At 72.3% G+C, this 13,894-nt stretch carries 15 protein-coding genes; 3 read left to right on the top strand and 12 right to left on the bottom strand.

The genetic code is table 11. From position 1 onward, the window contains the following. Positions 1-97 precede the first annotated feature (97 nt). Positions 98-1,327, bottom strand: a complete 1,230-nt coding sequence (locus tag Sru01_RS23505; protein ID WP_203989888.1) for an epoxide hydrolase family protein — start codon at positions 1,325-1,327, stop codon at positions 98-100. A gap of 66 nt (positions 1,328-1,393) precedes the next feature. Next, positions 1,394-1,873 carry a MarR family winged helix-turn-helix transcriptional regulator gene (locus Sru01_RS23500; RefSeq protein ID WP_203989886.1) on the bottom strand — a complete coding sequence of 160 codons (480 nt, stop codon included), beginning with the start codon at positions 1,871-1,873 and terminating at the stop codon, positions 1,394-1,396. Between the two features lie 525 nt (positions 1,874-2,398). On the opposite strand from Sru01_RS23500, the gene Sru01_RS36320 reads away from it, so the two are divergent. Further along, complete coding sequence (locus tag Sru01_RS36320; protein WP_203989884.1) at positions 2,399-3,688, top strand: CE1 family esterase; 1,290 nt, start codon at positions 2,399-2,401, stop codon at positions 3,686-3,688. Positions 3,689-3,777: 89 nt separating this feature from the next. Here Sru01_RS36320 and Sru01_RS23490 read toward each other — a convergent pair whose 3' ends face one another. From Sru01_RS23490 to Sru01_RS23465, 6 genes are all read right to left on the bottom strand, one after another. Next, entirely contained in the window at positions 3,778-4,473 is a 696-nt protein-coding gene (locus Sru01_RS23490) for a LysE family translocator (RefSeq protein WP_203989881.1), read from the bottom strand. A gap of 155 nt (positions 4,474-4,628) precedes the next feature. After that, positions 4,629-5,765: a pyridoxal-phosphate dependent enzyme gene (locus Sru01_RS23485; protein ID WP_203989879.1), complete on the bottom strand. Its 1,137-nt coding sequence runs from the start codon at positions 5,763-5,765 to the stop codon at positions 4,629-4,631. 30 nt (positions 5,766-5,795) lie between these two features. Then, complete coding sequence (locus tag Sru01_RS23480) at positions 5,796-6,302, bottom strand: GNAT family N-acetyltransferase (protein ID WP_203989877.1); 507 nt, start codon at positions 6,300-6,302, stop codon at positions 5,796-5,798. Then, positions 6,302-7,111, bottom strand: coding sequence for a sulfotransferase-like domain-containing protein (locus Sru01_RS23475; RefSeq protein WP_203989876.1), 810 nt, complete (start codon positions 7,109-7,111; stop codon positions 6,302-6,304). Before Sru01_RS23475 ends, Sru01_RS23480 begins: the two co-directional genes overlap by 1 nt. A gap of 10 nt (positions 7,112-7,121) precedes the next feature. After that, the gene (locus Sru01_RS23470) at positions 7,122-8,144 is read right to left on the bottom strand and encodes a class I SAM-dependent methyltransferase (RefSeq protein ID WP_203989875.1); all 1,023 of its coding nucleotides are present in this window, start codon (positions 8,142-8,144) and stop codon (positions 7,122-7,124) included. Between the two features lie 111 nt (positions 8,145-8,255). Then, a complete protein-coding gene (locus Sru01_RS23465) occupies positions 8,256-9,653 on the bottom strand; it encodes a M20/M25/M40 family metallo-hydrolase (protein ID WP_203989874.1) in 1,398 nt (465 codons plus the stop codon). Positions 9,654-9,986: 333 nt separating this feature from the next. On the opposite strand from Sru01_RS23465, the gene Sru01_RS23460 reads away from it, so the two are divergent. After that, a complete protein-coding gene (locus Sru01_RS23460; protein ID WP_203989873.1) occupies positions 9,987-10,592 on the top strand; it encodes a winged helix-turn-helix transcriptional regulator in 606 nt (201 codons plus the stop codon). A 2-nt stretch (positions 10,593-10,594) separates the two neighbouring features. Next, positions 10,595-11,590: a 2,3-diaminopropionate biosynthesis protein SbnB gene (gene sbnB, locus Sru01_RS23455; protein WP_203989872.1), complete on the top strand. Its 996-nt coding sequence runs from the start codon at positions 10,595-10,597 to the stop codon at positions 11,588-11,590. A gap of 91 nt (positions 11,591-11,681) precedes the next feature. On the opposite strand, the gene Sru01_RS36315 is transcribed toward sbnB, so the two are convergent. The 4 genes from Sru01_RS36315 to Sru01_RS23440 all read right to left on the bottom strand — a co-directional run bounded on the left by Sru01_RS36315 (position 11,682) and on the right by Sru01_RS23440 (position 13,858). Then, positions 11,682-11,810, bottom strand: a complete 129-nt coding sequence (locus Sru01_RS36315) for a hypothetical protein (RefSeq protein ID WP_275412206.1) — start codon at positions 11,808-11,810, stop codon at positions 11,682-11,684. 257 nt (positions 11,811-12,067) lie between these two features. After that, entirely contained in the window at positions 12,068-12,958 is an 891-nt protein-coding gene (locus Sru01_RS23450) for an ABC transporter ATP-binding protein (protein ID WP_203989870.1), read from the bottom strand. Continuing rightward, positions 12,955-13,320: an ABC transporter ATP-binding protein gene (locus tag Sru01_RS23445; RefSeq protein WP_203989868.1), complete on the bottom strand. Its 366-nt coding sequence runs from the start codon at positions 13,318-13,320 to the stop codon at positions 12,955-12,957. The genes Sru01_RS23450 and Sru01_RS23445 overlap by 4 nt, the downstream gene beginning before the upstream one ends. Positions 13,321-13,384: 64 nt before the next feature. Then, positions 13,385-13,858, bottom strand: coding sequence for an ArsI/CadI family heavy metal resistance metalloenzyme (locus Sru01_RS23440; protein ID WP_203989866.1), 474 nt, complete (start codon positions 13,856-13,858; stop codon positions 13,385-13,387). Between the last annotated feature and the right edge of the window lie 36 nt (positions 13,859-13,894).

The raw sequence follows: 13,894 nt of genomic DNA, 5'->3' as shown, positions 1-13,894 counted from the left end.
CGGCACTCGACCGGCCGGACCGCGGCACTCGACCGGCCGGACCGCGGCACTCGACCGGCCGGACCGCGGCACTCGACCGGCCGGACGGCGGCACCGCTCAGCGGCGGCCGCGGAAGGTCCGGCGCAGGTCGTCCACCCACGCGCCGGGGACCTCCCAGGGGATGAAGTGCCCGCCACGCTCGTGCGCGGTGATGTTGACGTGGTTGTACCAGGCGGCGCGGTCACCCTCCAGGAAGTTCCGCACCCGCTCCTCGGTCGTCGACACCCCGGGCGGGTTCTCGTAGCCGACGAACGTGATGCCGGTCGGCGCCTCGACCACCGGCCACCGGTCGTGCGACGGCCGCCAGGGGTAGCGGTTGTTGTTGGCGTAGGTGCGGATGGAGGAGACGATCGAGCCGCCGGCCCAGTAGATGGTGGCGTGGGTCAGCAGGTCGTCGCGGCTGAAGACGCTGGTGACGTCACCGTCGTTGTCCGACCATTCCGACCAGCGGCGGAGCACCCAGGAGAGCAGGCCGGCGGGTGAGTCGGCCAGCCCGTGGCCGAGGGTGTCCGGGTCGAGCATGTGCGCGGCCAGGTGGACGGCGAAGCGCCGGTCCAGCGCCAGGATCCGCCGGTGGACCTCCGGCGGCAGCCCGTCCGGGATCGGCGCCCCGCCGGCGAAGTCCCAGGCGCGGTCGCCGTTGAAGAACGTGAGCTTCAGTGCCGACCCGATGTGGATGCCGTGCAGCGCGGCGGCGTACTTGTGGCCGAGTTGCCCGGTGACCAGCGCCCCGACGTCGCACCCGGCCGCCGCGTACCTGTTGTGGCCGAGCACCCCGGTCATCAGCTCGTGCCAGATGTCGGCGATCTTCCAGAAGTTCAGGTCCGTCCGGGCGGTCAGCGGGGTGGAGAACCCGAAGCCCGGCAGGGACGGCACGATGACGTCGAACGCCTCCGCCGGATCGCCGCCGAACGCACCGGGGTCGGCGAGCGGGTCGACGACCCTGGACCAGTGCCAGAACGTCCACGGCCACCCGTGGGACAGGATGAGCGGTGTCGGATTCGGGCCGGCGCCCGGCCGGCGCATGAAGTGCACCGGCACGCCGCCCACCTCCACCCGGTAGTGCTCGTAGGCGTTCATCGCGGCCTCGGCCTTGCGCCAGTCGTAGCCGTCGGCCCAGTACTCCACGAGCTCGCGCAGATCGGCCTGCCGCACGCCGAAGCGGCCGTCCTCGTTGCCCGCGTCCGGCGGCCACCGGGTCGCGCGCAGCCGGCGGGCCAGATCGTCCAGCACATCGTCCGGTACGTGGATCGGCTCAGGTCGCAGCGGGAAAGGCGCGCCTGTCATCGAACACCTCCAGAGGGAGCCCCGCCACCCGGCGGGGAGGAATCGAACTGTCGCCGGCCGGGCAGGTCAGGGACCTTCTCCGGCGGCGGTCTCGTCCGCCGCGGCCGGCGAAGGGCCGGAGGTCGCCAGCTCGGCGACCCGGCGCAACGCGGGCAGCGCGCGGGTGATCGCGTCACGCTGCTCACCGTCGAGCGCCGCGATGAGGCGGCCGAGCCGGGCCACCCGGTCCGCGTGGCGGGCGCGCACGACCTCCAGGCCGGCGGTGGTCGGCACCACCAGGACGGCCCGGCGATCCGTGGCGTCCGGGCGCCGCTCGACCAGGCCGTCCCGTTCCAGGCGCCCCACCAGGCTGGTGATCGCCGGCTGGGTGAGCTGCTCCGTCGTGGTGAGCGCCGTCAGCCGGGTCGGCCCCTGCCGGGACAGGGTGTGCAACACCGACAGCGAGCTGAACCCCAGCCGGCGCACGTTCGGCAGCCGGATGAACACCGAGTTGAAGTCCTCGATGATCCTGGTCAGCGCGGCCACGTCCGGCTCGGTCTCGTCCACCGGGAGATCATATCGACAATCTATATAAATTATCAATGTATCGGCCTGATGTGTTAATTTTCCGGCCGAATCATCGATGTTTTCGGGATCCACGACCTGAAAGTTTCAGCACCGCACATTGACGGCGGGACGATCGCCGCGCTGGTCAGCAGGCGGCGAAACCCGCCTGCCAGCCGGAACGTCCTCGCCGAAATGTCAAGAACGTTGACAAGGGCGACGGCGTCTTATTTGCTGCCGCTGCATCACAACCCCCGCGCACCGCAAGCGACGACGCTGCGGCGTCCAGGTGCGCATGTTAGCGATAACAGAATACGCCCGGCCGATGGTCGTCCCAGGTCGGACCTGGTGCGAACCGCGAAACGGCCGCCGATCCGGCCGGCTCGGCAGCCGCGCTCGGACCGGCCGGGGGCGGGCACCGGCGGTGGTCCGTACCCACCGCGGACGACGTCCGTTCCCGGCACAGGAGGAGTGAACGGTCCTCCTGGCACCCACTTCCGACAGTCGAAGGACAAGAGGGGATCGCCGATGTTGAGGCACAGGTCATTCTTCGGAGCGGTCGCGGCGGCGGCGTTGCTCGTGCTGGGCTCCGCGCACGCCGCGTCCAGCGCGGGGACGGCCGCGCCGGCGGCCACCACCGCGGCCGCGGCCACCGCCGGCTGCGGCAAGGCCCCCGGCCTGACCAGCGGCACCAAGAACATCACCACCAGCGGCAAGAACCGCAGCTACATCCTGCGCGTCCCCGACAACTACGACAGTAACCACCCCTACCGGCTCATCTTCGGACTGCACTGGCTGGGCGGCACCGCCACCGACGTGGCCACCGGGCAGACCGTGCAGCGCGACGTGTGGAACTACTACGGCCTGCAGCGGCTGGCCGGCAACACCGCCATCTTCGTCGCGCCGCAGGGCTTCAACAACGGCTGGGGCAACTCCGGCGGCGAGGACGTCGTCTTCATCGACGACATCATCCGCCAGGTCGAGAACGCGCTCTGCGTCGACACCTCCCAGCTGTTCTCGGTCGGGTTCAGCTACGGCGGCGCGATGAGCTACTCGCTGGCGTGCTCCCGGGCGAACGTCTTCCGCGCGGTCGCGGTGCAGTCCGGCGGCGTGCTCAGCGGCTGCAGCGGCGGCACCCAGCCCATCGCCTACATGGGCATCCACGGCCTGCGTGACAGCGTGCTGAACATCTCCGGTGGCCGGTCCATGCGCGACCGGTTCGTCAGGAACAACGGGTGCACCGCGCAGAACCCGCCGGAGCCCACCCAGGGCAGCCTGACCCACCGGGTCACCACCTACTCCGGCTGCAACCCCGCCTACCCCGTCGTGTGGGCCGCCTTCGACGAGGGCCACATCGCCGCCCCGCAGGACGGCGCCACCGGCGACAGCGGCTCGCGCACCTGGGTCCCCGGCGAGGTGTGGAAGTTCTTCAGCTCCTTCGGCAGCTCCGACCCCGGCCCCTCGCCGTCGCCGTCCCCCTCGCCCTCCCCGTCCCCCTCGCCGTCTCCGTCGCCGGGTCCCGGTGGGGCGTGCTCGGCGACGATCTCGACGGTGAACAGCTGGGGCGGCGGCTTCCAGTCCGAGGTCACCGTCCGGGCCGGCAGCGCGGCGGTCAACGGCTGGACGGTCAAGTGGACCTGGCCGGGCGGCCAGAGCATCAGCAGCCTGTGGAACGGCACCCAGACCGTCTCCGGCTCCAGCGTGACGGTGAAGAACGCCGCCTACAACGGCTCGGTGCCGGCCGGCGGCTCCACCACCTTCGGCTTCACCGCCAACGGCACCGCGGCCACCCCCACCGCCACCTGCACCAGCCCCTGACCGCCTGACGGCGCCAGGACCCCGGCGCCGGCCGCCCGCCTGGGCCCCGTGCGAGAAGCCCCCGCACGGGGCTCGCCGGGTGGCCGGGATCACTGCGGGGTGGTGATGAGGCGGACGCCGAGGCCGATCAGCGCGACGCCGGTGAGCCCCTCCAGCGCGCGGCGGATCCGCGGCCGGCGCAGCACGTCGCGCAGCCGGCCGAGGACGGCGACCAGGATGAGCAGCCACACCAGCGCGAAGAACGCGTGGACGGCCGCCATCAGGGCGACCTGCGGCAGCACGGCGGCCCGGCCGTTCACGAACTGCGGGAGCATCGAGAAGTAGAAGGCCAGCACCTTGGGATTGGTGATGTTGGACAGGAAGCCCTGACGGAAGGCGCGCACCCGCAGCCGCCGCGTCACGGCCGGATCGCTCCCGTCGCCGGACGCGCCGCGGCCGTCGGGCGTGCCGGCCGCCGGCGCGCCGGCGCCGTCCGGCCCGTCCCCGGCCGCCCCGCGCCTGGCGAACGCGGCGCGCAACGCCAGGACGCCGAGGTAGCCCAGGTAGAGGGCGCCGACGATCTTGAGCACGTTGAAGGCGACGGCGGAGCGCACGACGAGCGCCGCGACGCCGAGCGCGGCGGCGGCGCCCTGGACGAGCAGGCTGGCCACGACACCGAAGCTGGTCAGCGTGCCCGGTCTTCGGCCGTACATCAGGCAGTTCTTCATGACCACCGCGAAGTCCGGACCGGGGGCGATCACCACCAGGAGCGCCAGTCCTAAGTAGGCGGGAAAATTCGACGGCATACTCAGTGTCTTGCCTCAGCTTCCGCATCGTAACCTCGCGGTCGCGGTCGGTGCGGGTGGCACCGGAGCCGGGGCGCTCCGGTGCCACCGGCGCGGACCGCGCCGCCTGAGCCTGCGCGGGCCGGTGGAGGCCGGTGTGGCCGGGTGCGCGCCGGTCAGCACCGGCGCGGCAGGACGGGGGCGTCCGGCGCGCGGACGTCCCGGCCGGTGGCCGCGACGAGCCCGCCGAAACGCAGCCCCGCGGCGTCGTGGCGATCGAGTACCGCCTCGACGTCGATGCCCTGGTCGCGTACCCAGCCGGCGTCGTAGATGGTGTCGCGGTACTTGACCCCGTCGTCGGGACAGACGCACACGATCTTGGAGGTGTCGGGGTCGCGGGCCAGCCGGCGCACGCTCGCGGCCACCACGGCGCCGCTCGACCCGCCCAGGCACAGCCCGGCCTCGGCGGCCAGCTTCCAGCACATCGCCACCGTTTCGGCGTCGTCCACCCACGCCGTGCCGTCCACCTGGGCGTCCTGCACGAAGGCGGACGGGCGGCTGGCCCCGTACCCGGTGAGCTTGCGGGTCGCGGGCCGGCCGCAGAGCGCGATCGAGCCCACGGCGTCCACCCCGATCACCTTGGTGATCAGCTTGGGCCGCTGCGAGCGCAGGTAGCGGGCGATCCCGGCGAGCGTGCCGCCGGTGGAGACGGCCGCGAAGACGCAGTCGGTGTCGTACCCGGCGTCCAGCAGGATCTCCGGTCCGGTCTGCCGGAAGTGCACCTCGGGGTTGGCCGGGTTGGCGTACTGGTCGGTCCAGCAGGCGTTCTCGCGAGCGCAGATCTCCCGGACCCGGGCCAGCCGGCCGCCGAGGTAGCTGCCCGTCTCGTCCGGCCGGTGCACCATCTCGATCCGGGCGCCGAACCGCCGCATCGCGGCCAGGTTGACCGGGGAGTTCTTCGGGTCCACCACCGCGATCAGCGAGTGGCCGCGCAGCCGGCACATCCCGGCCAGCGCCGCGCCGAGGTTGCCCGAGGTGGACTCCACGATCGTCAGCGGGCCGCCGTCGCCGTGCCTGCGCTCCAGCGACCGGATGAGCGCGTAGGCGGTGCGATCCTTGATCGAGCCGAACGGGTTGCAACCTTCGAGTTTGAGCCAGAGGACCCGCCGGCGAGCCCCGATCCGCACCTCCACGGGGACCATCGGGGTGTGCCCGATGCGGCGGGCCAGGGCCTCCCAGGAGGCGGGAAGCGGGGTGGCGGGTCCCGGAGGGAGCGGTACGGGCGTGGCTTCCGGGCCGAGTACGACTGGCACGATCGATCCTCCTCTCTTGGTGGTCGGGAGTCAGCGCCGGAGCAGCAGCTCGAAGAACAGGCAGTCGACGTAGTCCCCGTCGATCTTCACCAGCTCGGGCATGTGACCGACCTGCCGGAAGCCGAACCGCTTGGCCAGCGCGATACTGGCCTCGTTGTTCGCCCAGACCCGGTTGACCAGCGCGTGGAAGTCGCGCTCCCGGGCCGTGTCGATCATGAAGGCGCGCAGCCCGCCGCCCACGCCGCACCCGCGCGCCTCGCGCCGGACGTAGGTGGAGAACGTCGCGGCCTCCCGGAAGCAGGGCTTGGTGTCGTAGGGCGACAGGGCCACCCAGCCCTGGACCACCCCGCCGTCCTCGGCGACCCAGACCCCGTACGGGTGCCGGTGGCCGCGCAGCCAGGCCGCGCGCTCCTCGGGCGGGACGTCGCTGAGGTCACAGGTGGCGACGTGATCGTGCACCGCCTGGTTGTAGATGTCGGTGATCGCGGGAATGTCGTGCTCGGCGGCCGGGCGGATCGTCCCGGTGAAACGGCTCATCACGCCACCTCCAGCGTGTGCGGACCTGCCATGATCTCCTCGTAGGCCGCCAGGCAGCCGGCCACGTGGGCGCGCATCCCGGCGGGGAAGGCGTCCAGCGGAGGGACCTGCTCGTCCGGCGGCTGGAAGCCGGTGCTGGACAGGACGCGGGCGTACCAGTGGCGCTGCTCGCCGTCCAGCCGGCCAAGGGACATCTCCGGCACCCGCGGCCACGACAGCATGGCCGGGGTGTAGGGGATGCCGAGCCTGGCGCACAGCGCGGGCAGATGGTCGGCCGGCCGCTCGCTCAGCCTGGTGACGTCGGTGACGACGTACGGCACTCCCGCTCGGCGCATGAGCGCCAGGGCGTGCCCGAGATCGGCCCAGCCGCTCTCGACGGGCGGGAAGCAGGGGTCCTCTCCCGCCTTCTCCAGCTGCCGCATCCGGGACCGGATCGCCAGCCGCGGGTCGCGCACGGTGACCACCACCGGAAGCGTCGCGGCGCCGGCCAGCTCGGCCAGCAGCGGCCGGGCCTGGAACGTCATCTCCTTGATCACCACACCGTGCCCCGTGCCGCCCGCCGGCCGGTCCGGCGCGTCCAGCGCCTCCGACAGCGCGGCGCGGACCGAACCGGCGTCGTCGCCGCGGTGGTAGAGGCGGTCGCACGGCTCGTGGACGTACCAGCGGAAGAGCGGGTGCCGCCAGCAGGACCGGGCGACGACGGTCGACCCGCAGCGCGGCGGCGACAGGATCACCAGCACCGGCGAGTACCGCCGGCGCAGGTGATCGGCCAGCGAGCCGGCCCGGAGCGGAGCGGCCGGGGACTTCACCGTGGGCCTCCTACTTCCGGGTGAAGGAGTACCAGCGCCAGGCCCCCAGGCCGAACTCGCGGCCGAGTTCCATCCCGGCGGCCGCCGCCTGGTCCAGCACGTCCTGCCGGGTGGGCTGGTAGGAGCGCGGCCGGCGCAGCGCGAACCGCAGGTCCATGATCTCCTGGTCGTAGGTGCCCACCTGGGAGAGCACGTAGGCGACGCAGAACGTGCCGCCCGGGCGCAGCAGCCGCGCGGCGGTCCGCCACAGCGGCGCGGGGTCGCGCAGGAAGTGGTACGCCCCGACGATCATGGCGCCGTCGAAGTACCCCTCCTGCAGGAACGTCTGGGGCTTCTCCAGGTCGCCGCGGACCACCCGGATCCGCGGGTCGCCGGTGGCGCGCTGCCCGGCCGAGACCACGAAGTCCGGGCTGATCTCCACGCCCAGCACCGTCGTGTCCGGGCCGTCCGGCGCCTGCTCCGCCAGCTCCAGCAGGCCGAACCCGGGGCCGCAGGCCAGATCGAGCAGGTGCGGGCCGGTGGATCCGATCTCCCGGACCGCCTGCACCCGGGAGTACCGGTAGAAGGGCGCCTGCAGCACCTCCTCCCACAGCGGCAGGTGGTCGGCGTCGAACGTCGCCGACACCGGGTTGTCCTCGGTGGTGAGCGCGTTGAACAGCCCGGCGTAGTTCTCGCTGTGCATGAGCTCCTCGACAGAACTCTTGCCGGTGGCCAGGAAGATCAGGTCGGTGTCGAACGGAGCGGGGGCCGGGCCGCCGGGGACGGCCGCGTACCGCGGGGTGTCCACGCCGGTGCGCTCGACGGCACCGTACTTGACCAGCGCGTCCAGCAGCAGCTTGGCGACGGGCAGCTTGCCGGGCACCACGCCCATCCGGCCGCCGAACTCCTCGACGGTGGCGGGGGTCTTCAGCATGTCGAAGACGCCGCGTTCGAGGCAGTTGCGGTAGACGATGTCGTAGCAGGCGCGCCGGTACTCCAGGTAGGCCTTCTCCATCTGCTCGGGGGTCAGGTCGACCACGTCGGTCCTCGTCATCGTTTCTCCTCCTGGTTGACGATCGGTACGCGGGTAGGGGCAAGGTCAGGGCGTGGGCGGCCCGCCGCCCGGCGGCGGGTGGCGCGCCGGGCGGTGCGGCAGGGCGGGCGGTCAGCGGGACGGGGCGGGCGGCGGGCCGTCGTGCGCGCGCTCGGCGAGCAGTTCGATCAGCCGGGCGGAGGCGTGGACGCCCCGCAGGAAGAGGGAGATCTTCATGGACTCGTTGGGCCCGTGGTGGTTCTCGTCGGTCGGGGCGAAGGGCAGCATGACGGCCGGCATGCCGAGGAGCTTGGTGAACACGTAGTCCGGGGTGGTCCCGGCCAGGCTCGGCACCCGCAGCGGGGGGCTGCCGAAGCCGTCGGCCACCGCGCGCTCGATCACATCGGCGTAGGGGTGGTCCAGCGGCGTGCGCGAGGGCGGCTGGCTGAATATCTTGCGGACCTCGACCGACGACAGGCCCTGCTCGTCGGCGAACCGCCGGATCGCGGTGAGCACCTCGTCGGGGTCCTGGTCGCCCACCAGGCGCAGGTCCGCCTTGGCCATGGCCGAGGTCGGGATCAGCGTCTTGGCGCCGGCGCCGACGTGGCCGCCGCCGAAACCGGAGACGTTGAAGCTCGGCTTGTACAGCAGCCGCTCGTAGTACGACTCCCCGAACCGGGCCGGCAGCGGCTCGGTCCCGGTGCGCTCGCGGAACTCGGCGGGGTCGAACGGCAGCGCCTCGAGCGCGGCGCGTTCGGCCGCGGTCGCCTCCGGGACGCCCTTGTCGGCGCCCGGTACCAGCAGGTCGCCGTTGGGGGCGGCCATCAGGGCGAGCAGCCGGGACAGTTCGATGATCGGGTTGGCGACGACCCCGCCGAAGTTGCCCGAGTGCAGCGGGCGGCCCGGCCCCCGGGAGTGGAACTCCAGGACCAGCGCGCCGCGCGCGCCGAACAGCAGGGCGGGCCGGTCGCCGGGCAGCATCGGCCCGTCGGAATAGACGCACAGGTCGGCGGCGAGCTCGTCCCTGTTGCGCAGGATGAATTCGGGGAGGTTCTGGCTGCCGTTCTCTTCTTCGCCTTCCAGGATGACCTTCACCTTGATGGGAAGGCCACCGGCCTCCCGCTGCCACCACTGCAGCGCGTTCAGATGGGCGAGGAACTGTCCTTTATTGTCGCCGGAACCGCGTCCGTAAATTCGGTCGCCGCGAATGACCGGCTCGAAGGGATCGGTTTCCCAGCCCGGCTGGTCGGTCACCGGGAAGACGTCGTAATGACCGTAATTCATGAGGGTGAACGGCGCGTCGTCCGGGCCGCCGGTCGCGTAGACGACCGGGTGCCCGGCGGTCTGCTCGATGCGGGTCTCAAGGCCCGCCTCCCGGCACTTGGCCGCCGCGCGCTCGGCCATCCGGCCGATCTCCGGGCCGCCCTCGACCGCGACGGCGGGGATGCGCATGAACTCGGTCAGCTCCTCCACCAGGTCATCGCGGCGCCGGTCGAGGAAGGCCCGCACTCCTGTCGTGATCTTGGACATCGTCCGGCTTCCCTCCCGGATCGCCGCGCGGCGACCCTGATGCTCCTGCTGCGGACCGGCTCTTCGCGGCCCGGCCGGCCGGGTAGGTCCGGCTCCTATATCTACGGTTACCGGCCGGCCTGACCCACGGCAACCTTCACGGTAATGACAATTTATTCATGTGATGACATCGATGTCAGCACCCTACCCACTGAATTTGTAGGAGATACAGGAAATGCGGTCCCGCTCACGGAAAGCACCGACGAGCAGGCACTTCTCCGGCCGCCAGGAAATCATCACGAATATCAGCTAATTCATCGTTCCCCGCACCATTTCCGGGGTAGGGAGGCCTCCGTGCGCGACGAGAATGCGATCACTGAGTTGGTCACCGCCCGCGGTCATCGCCGCAATGCCTCGCCGCGCGACCGGCCGGACGGCCGGGCCCGCGCCGCCCAGGTACCCGGCGGAACCGCCGGGCCGGGTCAACGTCCCCCCGCCGCCGTACCGCCGCCGATCCGCCGGACCGCGGACCGGGAGGGCCGGGAGGCGGGCCGCGGCACCCGGCCCGCGGGCCGGGACGACGACCGCCCGGCCGCCGCCGCGGCGGTGGACGCCGGCGCCATGGAGGAGGCTCTGGAGGTCCTGGCCGGCAAGTGGGTACCCGCGGTGATCTGCGAGCTGCAGTGCGGCTCGCGCCGGCACGCCGACCTGGCCCGCGCCATCGGGCTGGACTCCAAGCAACTGGCCAGGGCGTTGCACCGCCTGCACGACGCCGGCCTGGTCGCCCGGGAGGTCGAGGGTGACCGGGCGCCGCCGCGGGTGCAGTACCGGCTGACCCTCAAGGGCCGGGAGGTGCTCGGGCCGCTACGCGCCATCGTCCAGTGCCTGCGATCGCGGGCCGCCACCGCCGGCCGCGCGACGGCCCACCGGTCGCCGGCGGAACCCGACCGGAAGGAATGACCATGCTGGTCCTGACGCACGACGACGTCCGCCAGGTGCTCGACGGCCAGGAGGCCCGCGTTCTGGACGCCGTCCGGGAGGCCTATCTCCTGCATGCCGGCGGGCGCACGTCGCTCCCCCACTCGGTGTTCCTGCGCTTCCCCGGCAAGGAACGCGAGCGGATCATCGGACTGCCCGCCTACCTGGACGCGGCGACGGCGACGGCCGGCATCAAGTGGGTGGCGTCGTTTCCCGCCAACCACGAACGGGCGTTACCGCGGGCCAGCGCCGTGGTGATGACCAACTCCGCGGAGACCGGACGCCCCGAGGCGGTGATCGAAGGCTCGGTCATCTCGGCCCGGCGGACCGGCGCGAGCGCCGCCCTCGCCGCGGGCCTGCTGGCGAACCCGGCCACGCCGGACCGGGCCGTCTCGCTCATCGGCTGCGGCCTGATCCAGTTCGAGGTGCTGCGCTTCCTGCGGCTGACCTGCCCCCAGGTCGCCGAGGTGACCCTGTTCGACCGCGACGACACCCGCGCCGCCGACTTCGCCGGCCGCTGTACCCGCGCCTGGCCGGACCTGACGGTGCGCCACGCCCGCGACGCCGCCGAGGCGCTGGCCGCGCACCGGCTGGTGTCGCTCGCCACCACCGCGGTCCGTCCGCACCTGGACACCCGGGGCTGCCGGCCCGGCACCCTGCTCCTGCACGTCTCGCTGCGCGACCTCACCCCCGAGGCGATCCTGGCCGCCCGCAACGTCGTGGACGACACCGACCACGTCTGCCGGGAACGCACCTCGGTCCACCTGGCCGAGCAGCTCGCCGGGCACCGCGGGTTCATCCACGACGAGATCGGGAACCTGCTCCGGGCCCCGGAGAACGATGTGCGCCGCGACCCCGATCGGGTGACCGTCTTCTCCCCGTTCGGCCTCGGCGTCCTGGACCTCGCCCTCGCCCGCCTGGTCCAGGACGACGCCGCCAAGGCCGGCCTCGGCGTCCCGGTCCCCGACTTCCTCCCCTGACCCCCCGCCGCGGGCCGGCACCGTGAACGGGATCGCCTCAGCCAGGCCGAGATCGAGACGCCGGACCGCCGCGGCCGCCAGGCCGATCGGGCTATCTCCGGCGGTTCGCGTAGTGCAGGGCGAAGCGCACGGTGAAGGCGCCGCACAGCAGCATGCAGATCGTGGCCGCGCCACGGAGGTCGAGTGCCGCGGCGACGATCGTCAGGCCGAAGAAGGTCACCGCCGTGACGGCATATGCCTGCCAGAGGCCCGCGAAGGCGGGTCCGCGGCCAGGACCGGGAGACGGTAAGAGCGCCATGCTTCCATGGTGGACGATTTCCCGCGGCCACGCGACGAACTACGTCGTATCGGAGGCGGGCCGGACGGCGGAAAGCAGTACCGAGCCGTCGGCTGGACAAGACCCGCGGACTCCCCGACGTGCCGGTGCTCCATCACCGCGAAGGCCCGGGACGTGCGCCGCCCGTCACCGGGCCCCGGTCAGGTCATCGGGCGGCCGCTGTGATCCTCCCATCGTCCGGTGTGATGGTCGTACACCCCCATCTCGCCGGACGCGACGACCGCGGCGGGATCGACGTCCAGCGCGCGGCGCCCGCCCCGCGGATCGGGCGACGCGGCGGCCAGCAGCCTGGTGTACGGGTGCCGCGGACCGAGGATCACGTCGTCGGCCGGTCCCCGCTCGACGACGCGCCCCTGGTAGAGGACGAGGATGTCGTCGGAGAAGTGCCGGGCGGTGGCCAGGTCGTGGGTGATGTACAGGACCGCGAGGTCCTCCTCCCGCTGCAGGCGGGCCAGCAACCGGAGGATGCCGAGCCGGACGGAGACGTCGAGCATGGACACCGGCTCGTCGGCGACGATCACCTGCGGCCCGGGGGCGAGCGCCCGGGCGATGGCGACCCGCTGGCGCTGCCCGCCGGACAGCTCGTGCGGCCTGCGGTGCACGATCTGCTCGGCCGGGAGGGCGACCCGGTCCAGCAGTTCCAGCACCCGCCGCGAGGCGTCCACCCGGTCCCGGGCACGCCGGTGCAGGCGCAGCGGCCGGGCCAGGTGGTGCTCGACGGTGTGGAAGGGGTTCAGCGCGGCGAAGGGATCCTGGAACACCATCTGCACGTGTTCCTGGTGGGCGCCGCGCGGCACCGGCCGGCCGGCCGCGTCGCGCAGCACGACGTGACCGGCGGTCGGCTCCGCCAGCCCGGTGATCATGCGGGCGATGGTGGACTTGCCGGAACCCGACTCGCCCACCAGGCCCAGGGTGCGGCCGGGCGGGATGGTGAACGAGACGTGATCGACCGCACGCAGCCGGGTGCGGCGTGGTCCACCGCGAACGCGGAAGTCCTTGACCAGCCCGGCCACCTCGAGCGTGATGCTCATCGGTCACCTCCCGGTGGTGCCGCCTCGCCGGCGGGCGCGGGTTCCGGCGCGGCGGGTCGGATCAGGTCATCACGCTCGCCGGTGAGGCTGGGGAACGAGTCCAGCAGGTGCCGGGTGTAGGCGTCCTCCGGGTCGGCGAGGATCTTGGTGGCCGGGGCCAACTCGACGATCTCCCCGTCCCGCATGATCGCGATGCGGTCGCTCACCTCCAGCAGCAACGGCAGATCATGCGTGATGAACAGGACCGCACACCCCAACCGCCCACGGAACTCGAGGATCTCGCGCAGGATGGCGCGCTGCACCACGACGTCGAGCGCGGTCGTCGGCTCGTCCAGGATGACGACCTGAGGGTCGAGCAGCAATGCCAGCCCCGACGTGGTAGCCGGCAGGGGGGCGAACCGCTGCCGGGCAAGTATCTCCCAGCCTTCAGCAGCATCCGCCTCGGGCGGCGGACGGCGCCGCCTCGGCCTTGTCGTCCTGCCCGCAGACGCAGGACGCCTGCGAGTCGGCCACGGCTGACTTGCCGAGGGTGCCGGCGTCGGCCTTGACCACGTAGACCTCCCAGGGTTCGGCACCAGGGCCGTGCACCCAGACCTTGTCCTGCAGGGCGTAGCAACAGGAGGTGTCGTTCTCCTCGAACGTCGCGAGCCCGGCGTCCTTCAGCCGCCGGGTGGCGGCCTCGACCTGGGCGGTGTCCTCGACCTCGACGCCGAGGTGGTCCATGCGGGTCTCCTGGCCGGCCTCGCCTTCGATGAGCACCAGCTTCAGCGGCGGCTCGGCGATGGCGAAGTTGGCGTAGCCGGGGCGGAGCTTGGCGGGCTCGGTGCCGAACAACTTCGAGTAGAAGGCGATCGAGCCTTCCAGGTCGGCGACACGCAGCGCGAGCTGAACACGGGACATGGCGGTCTCCCCTCGGAGATGGGCTGTTTCGACGAT

The organism is Sphaerisporangium rufum (assembly GCF_016863395.1).
Taxonomy (GTDB): Bacteria; Actinomycetota; Actinomycetes; order Streptosporangiales; family Streptosporangiaceae; genus Sphaerisporangium; species Sphaerisporangium rufum.
The sequence above is the reverse complement of the archived record's forward strand: the minus strand, read 5'-3'. Positions and strand labels throughout refer to the sequence as shown.